Here is a 14524-nt window from a genome sequence, read left to right as displayed (position 1 = left end):
TGAAATATGAAGAAAATTCTACTCACGTGTCTCCTTGCCTTGGGATCGGCAGCGTTTGCACAGGTGGGACCGCCTCAGGCTACCAATCCGAATACCAATAACGGCTACGGATTTACGCAGACTACAGGAATCTACACCCCGCTTTCTGCCTCCAGAACAATTTGGCAGTCGGGAGCAGCCTTAGGAACGGATGCTGTTTCTGCCGCGATTAATTTACCATCAGCTTTTAAATTTAATGGTAAATCTTATAACGCTGTTTACTTCAGCAATAATGGTTTTGTAACGCTTGGAACCGCTGCTCTTGCAGCTACATATACCGGGTTGTCCACAGATACCACAACTCCCTATGAAGGCGCATTTGCAGGTTTTGCAGCCAATCTGAAGAACGCAAATACAACAACCTCCGAGATCTCTTACGAGACTGTTGGTTCTAAATTTATTGTACAGTTTAAAGATCTTCAGGGAAGTGGGGCATCTGCTGCGCAGCTTCTTAATTTTCAGATTCAGTTTGATTTAACTTCTAATAATGTAAGCATTGTTTACGGAAATTGTGTTTCCGGTACTGCGGTATTAACGGGACAGGTCGGAATAAGAGGATCAGAAGCTTCTGATACCAACAACAGAGTAGGAACAGACTGGACGGCAACTTCCATAGGAACCGGTAGTACAGATTCGGTTACTTTAGGAACGACCAATTCCACAACTGTACCTGCTTCCGGTCTTACGTTTACTTATTCTCCGGGAACATGGATTGCACCGCCTGCAACGTATGCTGCGATTCCTTTTAATGAAAGTTTCACGACATGGGAAAACGGAAATTCCATAGGCGATCTTCCTAATGCAAGCTATTGGAGAACATGGCCTTCGAGAGGGGATAACTCATGGAGAGCAAGTGATATTACGGTAAATGGATACGCTACTACAACAGGCTGGACAAGCGTTGGAGGAAACACTGCGATTGCTGCACCGGGTATAGCTCCTGCCGCAAGATTCCATTCATACAATACGATCAATGCTTCAGGATATATGGATTTGTATATCAATTTATCCTCAGGAACAGGATCGAGGCTGTTGTCTTATGATTATCAGAATACTTCAGGAACCGATGTTTTAAAAGTTTTGGTTTCTACGGATGGCGGAAACACTTTCAATCAGGTAGGTTCTACTCAGGGAATTTCTGCTTCATGGGCTACCAAATATGCAGACTTGGGAACGAGCAGTCCGACAGCGATTGTAAGATTTATGGCTACAGGAGATAATGGAAGCAACGATATTTATATTGATAATGTAAATATTTCCGTAATTCCTTGTATGTTCCCGGATTCTGTAACTCCCGGAACGACTACGTCTACAACAGCTCCGGTAAGCTGGACGATGGCAAATCCTGCACCGGCATTTGATATCTATTACAGCACGACCAATACAGCACCTACTGCTGCTACCACGCCAAATGTTGTGGGAGCAACAGGTTTAACCTATACGATAACCAATTTAACGCCGAGTACAACCTATTATGTTTGGGTAAGATCCCGTTGTTCTGCTTCGGATCAGAGTTCTTGGGTTTCAGGATCTTCTTTTGCTACGAAAACGTTCTGTCCTACGGTTTCTGCGCCTTCTTCGGCGGCAACAGGAGTTTCCGTAACGCCTGCATTTACATGGACGGCAAATCCGGAAGCTACAGGGTACAGATTATCTGTGGGAACAACTTCAGGAGGAACAGATGTTTTAAATAATTTGAATGTAGGAAATGTATCAACATATACTTTACCAACAGAATTAACTTATAACACAAAGTATTATTATACGGTTAATGCCTATAATGCTACGATTTCATCTACAGGATGTACAGAAAGAACATTTACAACACTTTCTATCTGTCCTGCACAATCTGCGCCTGCAGCATCTGCCATTAATGTTCCGCTTACGCCTACCTTTACATGGACGGCTTCTTCCTCGTCTGCAGTTACAGGCTACAAACTGAGAATAGGAACAACACCGGGTGGAAATGATGTGCTTAATAATTTTGATGTAGGGAATGTTACCACATACACTTTGCCTACTTCCCTTAATTACAGTACGGTATATTATTGGTCTGTAGGAGCATATACGGCAACTCAAAACTCATTAAACTGTACAGAGAGAAGCTTTACAACTGTTTGTCCGGCTGTAAACTCTCTTCCTGTGTCTGAAAATTTCGACACCACAGCTACGGGAAGCAGCAGCAATACAAATGCACCTTCCTGCTGGAGATATTTAGAACCGTCATCTTGGGCAGGATATGGCTATGTAAATACATCGTATAATTCTTCTGCTCCAAATGGTTATTATCTATATAATGATACAGCTACCACAGCGGGAGGAATGTTGGTTTCTCCACAAATTACCCCTCTTTCAAACGGAGCAAACAGAGTTCGTTTCATGGCTGTGGGAGGGGCTGCAGGTTATACGCTTCAGGTAGGAACGTTAAGCAATCCTGCTGATGCTTCTACTTTTACGCAGATCAGTGCGGTTACTTTAACATCAACCATGGCTCAGTATACGGTAAATATTCCGGCGGGAACAGATCAGTATCTGGCATTCAGACACGGTGTAGGAGGAACTTACAGAGGAATCGGGATTGATGATATTAATATTCAGACTATTCCAAGCTGCGATAATCCGACATTAATTACTGTACCATCAACTTCAGCTAACGGAGCTGCAGTTAGTTGGACGGCACCTTCTTCTACGATTGGAGTAGGGTATGATGTTTATTACAGTACCACCAATAATGCGCCTACGGCAACAACGGTTTTAAACTCAACAAATTCTGTAAGTGTAGCAGGAACGGCAACAACTGCAAATTTAACAGGATTAGCCAATGATACCTTCTACTATGTTTGGGCAAGGGCTAAATGCAGCGCAACAGACAACAGTGCATGGGAAGGCGGAACAAGATTCTATACGAGCAATTACTGTACACCGGCAACTTCCAATCAGAATTCATGGATCAGTTCATTTACATCCACCACTGCCAATACCAATATGGCATACAGTTCTGCAACAGCAAACAGCGCAGCAACTTTCGGGTATAAGAATTTGATGAGTTCAAATAATATTTCAATTGCTAAATCTTCTTCCAATACGGTTATTCCTTTTTCCATAACGGCGGGAGGACCTACTGTGGGAATGGCTGTCTGGGTAGATTTAAATCAGAATAATGTTTTTGATGCTTCCGAAAAGCTGTATGCAACAACAGCTTATACCACAACCACAAGCGGTGCAACACTTACCATCCCTGCAAATACGTCTGTAGGAACGTACAGAATGAGGGTTCTGATCAATTACAACAACAGTGCACCAACGGATCCTTGTTTAGGTTTTTCAAGAGGAGAAATTATTGATTATTCACTCATTGTAACCGCTCCGCTTGCGACAAACGAATTGTCCGGTACGAAGAACGAAATTAATGTATATCCGAATCCTTTTACAGATATTTTGAATATATCGGATATTTCTAATGTAAGAACTGTTTATGTAACAGATATTGCAGGAAGATTGGTTAAAACGATAACCCATCCTGAATCATCAATTCATTTAAATGAATTGAAAGAAGGGATGTACTTAATTACTTTGGATATGAAGGACGGATCTAAACAGACCTTTAAAGCGATTAAGAGGTAATTCTGTTCATTATACCCATCAATAAATTATAGAGACTGCCAATTTGGATAGTCTCTATTTTTTTTTGAGAAATGTTACATGAAAATTCTTTACTATGAAAATGTTATAGCCGCCAATATGTTGAAGTTATCTAAAATTTTTCATAAAATATACCTGAACAGAAAAACGCTTTCAATTTTTTTATAAATTAGCCCTTTAAAATTTTAAAATAACACAATGATTACAACCGCCAATCTGGAAAAATACCGTAACGGAGATTTTCTGCAATTCGTGAACAATGTACTGGAACTTTTACCTCAAGCCGCTGCCGACCAATTAAATATAGGCAGCCAAAGAACAATTTTGCAAACAGCGGTACAAAGTTTTAATAATGCTTATCTGCCCTATACGGGAAGCGATATTACACCGGAAATTCAGGCTTTGGATGCGCAGAGAGACAACGCTGTTATCGGGATCAAAATGATGCTGGAAGCATGGCAGTACCATTTCGATCCGGTGACCAAAAACAATGCCTTTGCACTTTTAGATATCCTTAACCGTTTTGGAGACCGTATCTACAAGCTTCGGTATCAGTTGGAAACCGCCACGATTAACAGCATCGTGGCAGAATGGGAAGAAAAGCACAGCGATAAAATCTCCCAGCTTCAACTTATAGACTGGGTAAACGAACTGAAAACTTCCAACCAGAATTTTAACAACAAGTACATTGCCCGTACCGTACAACTTTCGGAAGTAGAAACAGGTGTGTTAGCCACTGCCAGAACAGCATCTACGGAAGCTTACCGAACCCTGAAGCAGCATATAGAAGCTCATGCCCTGCTTACCCCGAATGCAGAATACGATCAGTTAATGGCAAAGCTCAGCAGTCTGGTAAACCAATATAATCTTGCCGTTACCAAATACAGCAGTACGGAAGAAAGCGGGGGAGAAGATCAGAAACCTGAATCTCCGCAAACCCCTTCCTAGAGCCACCGCCGAAGGGAGGGAGCTGTCGGGAGCAGCCGAAACCGTCCCGCCTAAAGGAGCAGACCTTCGGAACCCGCCGGGTGTATTCCGCCAAAAGGAAAACATTTTCGGGGAGTTCCGAAATCGTTTCGCCCAAAGGAATGTGTTTTCGGGAGCATCCGAAGATAAAACGCCTGCGGGAGCATATTTTAAAATAGTCTGATATGAAAAGGAAGAAAAAAGTTCATCTAAAAGACTGAAAATTATTTTTTAGGGTTCAGAAGAACCGGTAATTTTTCTACAATATCTTAATAGAAGACGACCATAAAAAAATAAATATAACAAGTCTGTTTAAGCTCATTTTAAATTTAACCGCAAAAGAGACACAAAAGGCTTTATTGGACTTATTTAAAGTAAAAGAGTTTGCTCCTTTAGGAGCAGAATCTGTGTAGAAATAAGAATAAATCCGTCAGTCAGTCCATAGGATTGGTATCTATAAATACGATAAATTTTCTAAAGATAGCGTTCCTACGGAACGCAGAACGCCTTGCGAATATGGTGTCTACACAGATAAAACTCCACAGAGTTTTCTACAATTTTACTTTAAACAACTTTTATTTCAAAAGTCAGCAAAGAGAAAAAATCTTTGATTTTTTAAACTTATGTGCTCTTTCTCCATTAAATATTAAGCTTGAACAACTAAAGTATTACAATCTTTTTGCATCGGGTTTAAAGATTAAAAATAAAGGACAAAAAAATGACTTCGCTCACCATTAAGCCTTCCTGTTCCTGTAACTGAAATATCAAAGTATGACAGTATTATGCTGGCTGATACAAATAATTTATTGATTTATTAAAAGACTATTTGATATAGAACTAACTAATTCTGTGGAATATAGACTGTCTCGTTGAGGCAGTCTATGTTTTTTTTAAATATTTTTTTATGTTAAGTTGTTGTTGGTTGTAAATCAAATATTTGTGAGTATTATTTAACTTATTAATAGACAGTGCTTTATGAAATTATTTGAATTATGATTTATTTAATTGTTCAAATGATTGTTTAGTAAATAGATTTAAAATAGTGTTTTTTATTATTAAATATTAATTATTTATGAAGTTTTGATTAATTAAATTAAAATTTATTTATATTTTTACAGCACCTAATTTTATTTTTACTTAAACATGAAAAAATTTTTACTGATGTGTTTGATGTTCCTCTATGCAGGCATCACGGCGCAAACTACGGTAACAATAGGTTCAGGAGCCAGTACCGCCACGGCCGGTACGAACGGCGATCCTATCTATCGTTCGAGTAGTACGAGTTCATTTCATTATTCAAAATCCGTACAGTTGCTTACTGCAGCAGATTTAACAGCTGCCGGATTAGCGAATACTTATCCTGTAAATGCTATAGGATATTATAAGACCACAGCTTTTAATGTTTCGGGATCAAATGCCTGGACTTTGAATGTGTATCTTAAAAATAGTTCTGCCACTTCTTTGGCTAGTGGAACAGCTTGGAGTACAATGACCACAGGTGCAACATTGTTTTATTCCGCTACCATTAATAGTACCAACAATTTCCCTTCGGCAGCCGGATGGGTAAGTTTCCCTAACAATACAGGGAATGCCTTTACCTATACTGGTGGAGCAATAGAAGTTTATATTGACTGGGTTCCGTCCGGTACTCCTGCTACTCCTTTCACGGGAGGTGCATTCCAGTGGAAGTATGACACTACAACTTCTGCTCAGGCTATGGGAACAAGTAGTTCAACTGCGATTGCCGCAACAACTACAAGTTATACTACCCAAACAAGAAGATATCAGACCCAAATAACCTTTACAGCACCTCCGTGTTCCGGTACTCCTAATCCGGGGAATACTTTGGCAACAGCTACAAGTACAGCTTGTGCTGCACCGTATTCAACCACATTAAGTTTACAAAATCTTACATCGGGTAATGGTGTAACTTATCAATGGTATAACAATGCCGGTGCAATTTCGGGAGCAACAGGATCAACATATACAGCAACAGTAAGTGCTGCTGATTCCTTCTATTGTGCAGTTACCTGTTCAGGCTCAGGAATCACTACGAACTCGACTCCTGTTGCAGTATCTGCTCCAGCTTCCGCAATCTCAACTCTTCCATGGACTGAGAACTTTGATGCTATGTCTACTTTAGGTGCAGGAATTACACCTTCTTGCTGGACTAACGTTACAGGTACAAAAGCATGGACTTCTATGAATACTGCTTCGGTTACTGATAATGCGCCGAAATCTACCCCTAACTATATGACCATAGCATATGGTAATACGACAGCGAGCCAGCTTTGGACACCTGCTTTTCAATTAACTGCCGGTACATCATATGATTTATCTTTTTATTATAATACAGGGGGTACCAGCTCTTCTTATATAGGATATACAGGAAATGTTTTAGTAAATAATTCTATTTCTACTACCGGTGCGACAGATTTAGGAACATTTATTACTGCAACTCAGGGTACAACAGCCGGAGCTGCGGGATATGTAAAAGTTACCAAGACATTTGTACCTGCTACTTCAGGAGTTTACATGTTTGCCGTAAACGTATCTTCTACGAGTGCGCCATGGTATTTAGGAGTGGACGATTTTAGATTAGAAACTACACCATCTTGTGTGGCTCCAACCACTTTAACTTCAGGTTCAATTACAGCTTCCGGAGCAACGGTTTCATGGCCGGCTCCTGCAACTGCTCCTGCAAATGGATATGATATTTATTACAGTACAACCAACACAGCTCCAACTGCTACTACAACACCAAGTGCTACTGTTGCAGCGGGAGTTACAACTTACAATATATCCGGACTTACCTCTAATACAACTTATTATGTATGGGTGCGTTCTAATTGCGGTTCCGGATCTACAAGTTCTTGGGCAGGTCCTACTAACTTTACAACTGCATGTACTGCAACAAATATTCCTTACACACAGGATTTTGAAAGTGTAACAACACCTGCATTACCATCATGTACTTCTATAGAAAATGCGGGTACGGGTAACAACTGGACTACAAGTTCACCTGCTGCTAATGGCTTTACGACTAAAGCGCTTACCTATCTGTATAATTCTAGTAGTGCTGCTAATGCCTGGTTCTATACTCAGGGAATCAATTTAACGGCTGGTGTTTCTTATAGAATTAAATATACCTATGGAAATAACAGTACAACGTATGCTGAAAAACTAAAAGTTGCGTATGGAACATCGGCAAATAATGCTAGTATGACAAATGCTTTGGCTGATCATCCAAATATTAATACCGCAACAGCAGCAACTAACTTTGTAGACTTTACTCCTGCTGCATCCGGTGTTTATTATTTTGGATTTAATGCATACTCTGCTGCTGACCAATATAATCTGTATGTAGATGATATTAGTATTGTTGTTACTCCAACATGTTCAGAGCCTTCTGCGGTTACAGTTCCTGCTGCAACTTTAGCATATAACTCTGCTGTTGTAAACTGGACTGCACCTGCTACAGCACCTGCAAACGGTTATGATGTTTATTACAGTACAACGAATACAGCTCCGACTGCTACTACAACACCAACACTTTCTGGTTTAACTGCTGCTACAACTACATTATCTAATTTAACCCCTTCCACAACTTATTATTTATGGGTTAGATCCAATTGTAGTGCTTCAGATCAGTCTATCTGGGTTCCTGTAACATTTACGACAAAATCTTTCTGTCCTACAGTTACTGCACCTTCAGCTGCTGCAACAAATGTTTCTGTAACCCCTACATTTACCTGGACTGCTGTAACCGGAGTTTCTGGTTATAAACTTTCTATCGGTACTTCAGCCGGTGCTACTAATATTATGAATGCTCAGGATTTAGGAAATGTAACAACTTATACACTTCCAACTGCGCTAAGTTATAATACGACTTATTATTATACCTTAAATGCTTATGATGCTACATCTACATCTCCGGGATGTACAGAAAGAAGTTTTACAACTGCACCTCCGCCTCCTGCAAACGATGACTGTTCCGGAGCAGTTGCTTTAACAGCTGGTGGTACTTTTGCACAAAATGCGGTGGTTTCTACTAATGCTGGTGCTACAGCAACATCTGATGCAACGGCTACACACTCTTGCCAGACTACAGGTTATAAAGATGTATGGTATTCTGTGGTTGTTCCTGCAAGCGGAAGTATTAAGATAGAGACTCAGTCTGTTTCTGGTTCTAATGTTACAGATACTGTTTTAGGAGTATACAGCGGAAGCTGTGGAGCACTTACACAGATTGGTTGTGATGATGACAGTTCTACAGATGGAAACTTCTCTCTTGTATCACTTTCTGGATTAACACCTGGATCTACATTGCTGATTGGTGTTTGGAACTATTCTTCAACAACAACTGGTCAGTTCCAGATCTCTGCTTACGATGCCTCATTGGTTTTGGCAACTAATGAAGTGAAAGATGCTAAAAACAACATCAAAGTATATCCAAACCCATTCTCTGAGGTATTGAATATTTCTGACGTAGCGAATGTTAAAAATGTACTGGTTACAGATATTGCGGGAAGATTAGTGAAAACTATTGCTAATCCTACTTCAGAACTTCACTTAGGAGAATTGAAACAAGGAATGTATTTAGTTACTTTAGAGATGAAAGACGGATCTAAACAAACGATAAAAACAATTAAAAAATAGTTTTTAATACATACCATAAATTATAATAGCGGCTAATATTAGCCGCTATTTTTTTTGTTAATTAAATTTGAAAATTGTTATAGAAATTAGATAATAATTGTTAAATTAGTACTTAATCAACAAAATATAAATAGTTTATGAAAAAAATTCTACTTTCATGCTTATTGTTCTTAAGCATGTGTTTTTCCGCCCAGATTACTCTGGGATCAGGAAGTACTAATGTCGGCGTTGCTCCAGTCAGTACATATTATGGATATTCTTACGTACAGCAGATTTTCACAAAGCAGGAAATTAACGCAAACGCAGCCGGAAACATTACAGGACTGAAGTTCTATATAGATCCGACAATGTCCATTTCAAACTCTTCACAATGGGTGGTTTATCTGGGGCTTACCAACAAAACATCTTTCAGCACAGATTCAGACTGGATTCCTTCATCACAATTAACGCAGGTTTTTTCCGGGACAGTTACCAATAATAACGGTGTTATTGAAATTGTTTTTCCTACCCCTTTTTCCTACAATAATACCTCCAATCTCGTTATTGCTGCTGAAGAAAATTCTTCAGGCTATGATAACAATAATTATGATGAGGCAATGCATGTTTATAACGGGGCACAAAATTCTACCCTTTATTATAAAAACGATTATACAGATCCGGATCCGGCTTCACCGCCTGCCACGGGAAATCTGGTAAATTATAAATCTGTTGTAACCTTTCAGGGGCTGGCTCCGAATCCTATTCCGGCTTGTCCTGTAGTTACTTATCCGGGAAGTAATGCTTCTTTTGTACCTTTAACTCCTACGATTACATGGAACAATACGGCTGGAGCAACAAGTTACAAAGTTTCTATCGGAACTTCTTCAGGAGGAACAAATGTAGCGAATCAGGTCTCTGTAACAGCCAATAGTTATACACCTTCTGTGGCATTGGCTCCTAATACCACCCATTATGTTAAAATTATAGCAGTAGGCTCAGGAGGAGAATCTGCCGGATGTACAGAAGTGTCATTTACAACCGCACCTCCGCAGCCTGCTAATGACGAATGTGCAACAGCGGTTACTTTAACGGTGAATCCGGATTTAAACTGTGGAACTGTAACGGCTGGTTATACTCTGGGTGCCACAGATTCAGGAACAGCCCCAAGTCCATGTTACGGAGATGCGGATGATGATGTCTGGTTTAAATTTGTAGCAACTGCGGCGACTCATAAAATATCCCTTCTCAATATCACCTCTGTAGGCAGTACAACGGGAGATACCGATACTTATTTTCAGGTATTCAGTGGAGGCTGTGGAGCGCTTTCCAGTATATTCTGTTCAGATCCGCCTTCCGGAGTTGTAACAGGTCTTACCGCAGGAGAAACATATTGGGTGAGAGTTTATAGTTATTACGGAGCAGGAAGTAATCAGAGTTTTAATATCTGTGTAGGAACTTTCCCTCCGCCTCCGGTAAATGATGCCTGCTCAGGTGCATTATCTGCCAATGCTTTCCCTTATACGTATATACAAAATGACGGGGCTGGTGCTACTAATAATTCAGGGATTGTAAGCGCATGTTCTAATGAAATGAATGACGGAACCTGGTTTACTTTTACAGGAGACGGAAGTACATTTAATATCAGCGTAACAATGCCTGCGGGAAGCGATTTTGATCCTCAGATCGGAGTTTATAGCGGAAACTGCTCTGCATTAACCTGTGAAAATACAGTAGATGACGGAGGACAGGGCGGTGCTGAAACAATTTCTATTCCTACTCTTTCAGGAAATACCTATTATGTAAATGTTGGTCATTACAGTGGCTGGTCAGATGAACCGGAAGGAGCATTTTCCATTAATATTACAAAAAACACTTTAGGAACTTCTGAAGTTGCAGCCAATAAAAATACCGTTAAAGTATTCCCAAATCCTTTCAGTGATGTGATTACAATTTCTGATATCGCTAAAGTAAAATCGGTTTCCGTGACAGATATTTCAGGAAGACTGGTAAAAGTGATTGAAAATCCTGATTCAGAAATTCATTTGGGTGAACTGAAGCAGGGAGTATATCTGCTGATGCTGGATATGAAAGACGGTTCTCAACAGGTTGTAAAAACAATTAAAAAATAAATAAACTTTAACCATAATAAAAGGCGGTCTGTAAAGATCGCCTTTATTATTTAATGAAGATATTTTATTTATTGGGAACGGGCTGAATTTCTCCTGTCGTCATACTTTCGAAAACAGTAGGGAAGAACATGACGAGAATGAAGTAAATTACGATCATAAGGGCGATCATTGAGAAAAGGATAATTACTAAGCTGTTCGGTTTATTTTTCTTTTTAGGTTCCATGATTGTTGTGGTGTTTCGTTAATAAATTGAGTATTAATTTTTACTAAGCTAATTTCTTGCCACACTGTTTACAGTACCTTGCATCATCATCAATATCTTCATTTCCGCATCTGTCGCACACTTTTTCCAGATTTTGCCTTTTGTTTCTCATCTCAGCCGTTACAATTCCTGTAGGAACAGCGATGATGGAATAACCGGCAAGCATTAAAACCACGGCGAAAAATTTTCCCATCGGAGTAATCGGGGAAACGTCGCCATAACCAACCGTTGTAACGGTAACAACCGCCCAGTAAATTGCCTGCGGAATGGTTTCAAAGCCTTCTCTTCCGCCTTCCACCATAAACATCAGTGAGCCGACAATCACGGAGAAAATAATTAAAAATAAAAGGAAAATATAAATTTTTCGTGAGCTGTTCTTTAATGCCCTCACAATTACAGAGCCGTCATTCATAAAATCCAGTAAGTTGAATACCCGGAAAACTCTTAACATTCTCAGCATTCTGAAAATGAGGAAATATTTGGTAACCGGAAAAATAAAGCTCAGATAAAACGGAATTAAAGCAAGAAAATCGATAATCCCGAAAAAGCTGAAAATATAATTCCGTTTGTTTTTCACTACTGCAATTCTCGAAAAATATTCCGCAGAAAAAAATATGGAAATAATCCATTCCATAATAATGAACGTATAATGAAACCTTTTATCAAGCTTCGGAACACTTTCCATCATGATAATTGCCGTACTGATGAGAATAAGAATCAGTAAAGTAATGTCGAAAAGTTTTCCGAGCTTTGTGTCGGAGCGGTATATAATGCGGTAAAGATGTCTTTTCCAGAGAGCATCTTCGGGAATAAGATTGTGCTCTTTTTCCATTTTTCGAGGTTTTTTTAAAATTAACAAATAATCCCTATTTTCGTACCAAACATAGACAATAAAATGACAATAAGTAAGGTAATTGCCAAAATAGAAGAAAGAATTCCACTGCAGCAGGCAGAAGATTTTGATAATGTAGGTTTGCTTTGCGGGGTTCCCGACAGAAATGTCTCCGGAATTCTGGTATGCCATGATGCATTGGAAAATGTTGTGGATGAAGCCATTGAAAAGAACTGTAATTTAATTGTATGTTTTCATCCAATCATTTTTTCGGGACTGAAATCTTTAACAGGGAAAAACTATGTAGAGAGAGCTGTTTTAAAAGCTATTGAAAATAAAATTGCAATTTATGCCATTCATACGGCTTTCGATAATGATTTTTTTGGGGTGAACCGTGGAATCTGTGATCAGTTGGGATTAAAAAATTTAAAAATTCTTCAGCCTAAAAAAAATAATCTGAAACAGCTTACGGTTTTCGTTCCGAAAGATTATTCTGAAAAAGTGAAGGAAGCTTTATTTTCGGCAGGTGCAGGAAATATCGGATTTTATGACGAATGCAGTTTCAAAATCAACGGGAACGGAACTTTCAGACCGATTGAAGGCTCGAATCCGTTTTCGGGACAGCAGAACATCCGTGAAAATGCAGATGAGGATATGATTTCTGTAATTTTTGAGGATTACAAACAGGGACAGATTGTTAACGCAATGAAAACGGCACATCCGTATGAGGAAGTCGCGCACCAGATTTACAGTTTGGAAAATACCAATCATTATTCAGGGTTGGGAATGTATGGCGACCTTGATGAGCCGATGGATGAAAAGGATTTTCTAAAATTTGTAAAAGAAAAATTCAGTCTGGAGATGATCCGTCATTCAGGATTCAATAATAAAAAAATTAAAAGAGTAGGAGTTCTTGGCGGTTCCGGAGCAAGCGGCATCCGGTCTGCAATTTCCAAAAAATGTGATGCTTATCTTACGGGAGACGTAAAATATCACGATTTTTTCCTTGCCGATTCGAAAATGATGATCTGTGATATAGGGCATTTTGAATCAGAACAATTTGTAACTCAACAATTATTTGAAATATTGTCACAAAAATTTAGTACATTTGCAATCTCAAAATCTATTGAGAAAACAAACCCGGTAAATTATTTCATTTAAAATATGGCAAAAACCAACGATATTTCAGTTGAAGAGAAGTTAAGAGCTTTATACGATTTGCAGATCATTGATTCTAGATTGGACGAAATCCGAAATACAAGAGGAGAATTGCCAATCGAAGTAGAGGATCTTGAGATTGAAATCGAAGGTCTTGAAAAAAGAGCTGAAAAATTTCATGCAGAAATTAAAGATCAGGACGATCAGATCAAAACAAAGCATGAAGTAATAAACCATGCAAAAACTTTAATTGAAAAATACAAATCTCAGCAGGATAATGTAAGAAACAATAAAGAGTTTGAAGCATTAGGTAAGGAGATTGAATATCAGGAGCTTGAAATCCAGCTTGCAGAGAAAAGAATTAAAGAATTCGGTGCTAAAATAGGTCACAAAAACGAAACGTTAAGCGAATTGAACTCAAAAATTGATGAGCTTAAAAATCACCTTAAATTCAAGAAAGAAGAATTGGAAGGTCTTATCTCTGAAACTCAGAAAGAAGAAGAATATCTTATCGAGAAATCAAAAGAATTCTCTGAAAAAATTGATGAGAGATTATTGGCTTCATACAACAGAATCAGAACAAACTCTCCAAACGGTCTTGCTGTAGTAGGATTGGAAAGAGGCGCTCCGAAAGGATCATTCTTCACCATTCCACCGCAAAAGCAGATGGAAATTGCGCAGAGAAAGAAAATCATCATCGATGAGCATTCAGGAAAAATCCTTGTTGACGACGAGTTGGTAATGGAAGAAAACGAAAGAATGAAATCTGTAATTAAATTTTAATTACTTAGGATTTTAAAGATATAAAGCTGTTTCAAATTTGGAACAGCTTTTTTTTGGTTTTAAACAAACACTAAT

At 38.9% G+C, this 14524-nt stretch carries 8 protein-coding genes; 6 read left to right on the top strand and 2 right to left on the bottom strand.

The window, feature by feature from the left end:
* Positions 1–6 precede the first annotated feature (6 nt).
* The 4 genes from WFH39_RS11785 to WFH39_RS11770 all read left to right on the top strand — a co-directional run bounded on the left by WFH39_RS11785 (position 7) and on the right by WFH39_RS11770 (position 11414).
* On the top strand, positions 7–3663 hold the full coding sequence (locus tag WFH39_RS11785) for a fibronectin type III domain-containing protein (RefSeq protein WP_336690040.1): 3657 nt from the start codon (positions 7–9) through the stop codon (positions 3661–3663).
* A gap of 216 nt (positions 3664–3879) precedes the next feature.
* Positions 3880–4629, top strand: coding sequence for a DUF6261 family protein (locus WFH39_RS11780; protein ID WP_336690039.1), 750 nt, complete (start codon positions 3880–3882; stop codon positions 4627–4629).
* Positions 4630–5790: 1161 nt separating this feature from the next.
* Complete coding sequence (locus WFH39_RS11775; RefSeq protein ID WP_336690038.1) at positions 5791–9306, top strand: fibronectin type III domain-containing protein; 3516 nt, start codon at positions 5791–5793, stop codon at positions 9304–9306.
* Positions 9307–9443: 137 nt separating this feature from the next.
* Complete coding sequence (locus WFH39_RS11770; RefSeq protein WP_336690037.1) at positions 9444–11414, top strand: T9SS type A sorting domain-containing protein; 1971 nt, start codon at positions 9444–9446, stop codon at positions 11412–11414.
* Between the two features lie 64 nt (positions 11415–11478).
* On the opposite strand, the gene WFH39_RS11765 is transcribed toward WFH39_RS11770, so the two are convergent.
* Together WFH39_RS11765 and WFH39_RS11760 are read right to left on the bottom strand one after the other, a co-directional pair.
* Positions 11479–11637 carry a hypothetical protein gene (locus WFH39_RS11765; protein ID WP_336690036.1) on the bottom strand — a complete coding sequence of 53 codons (159 nt, stop codon included), beginning with the start codon at positions 11635–11637 and terminating at the stop codon, positions 11479–11481.
* A 43-nt stretch (positions 11638–11680) separates the two neighbouring features.
* On the bottom strand, positions 11681–12508 hold the full coding sequence (locus WFH39_RS11760) for an ion transporter (RefSeq protein WP_214589143.1): 828 nt from the start codon (positions 12506–12508) through the stop codon (positions 11681–11683).
* A gap of 63 nt (positions 12509–12571) precedes the next feature.
* Here WFH39_RS11760 and WFH39_RS11755 point away from each other — a divergent pair, with 63 nt between their 5' ends.
* Both WFH39_RS11755 and WFH39_RS11750 read left to right on the top strand, forming a co-directional pair.
* Positions 12572–13669: a Nif3-like dinuclear metal center hexameric protein gene (locus WFH39_RS11755; RefSeq protein WP_336690035.1), complete on the top strand. Its 1098-nt coding sequence runs from the start codon at positions 12572–12574 to the stop codon at positions 13667–13669.
* A gap of 3 nt (positions 13670–13672) precedes the next feature.
* Positions 13673–14449, top strand: coding sequence for a zinc ribbon domain-containing protein (locus WFH39_RS11750; RefSeq protein ID WP_076392508.1), 777 nt, complete (start codon positions 13673–13675; stop codon positions 14447–14449).
* Positions 14450–14524: the final 75 nt, after the last annotated feature.

The sequence above is a fragment of the Chryseobacterium sp. MMO-72 genome (assembly GCF_037146035.1).
GTDB classification, from domain to species: domain Bacteria; phylum Bacteroidota; class Bacteroidia; order Flavobacteriales; family Weeksellaceae; genus Chryseobacterium; species Chryseobacterium indicum.
Note: the sequence above shows the minus strand (reverse complement) of the source record. Positions and strands in the feature narration are given on the sequence as shown.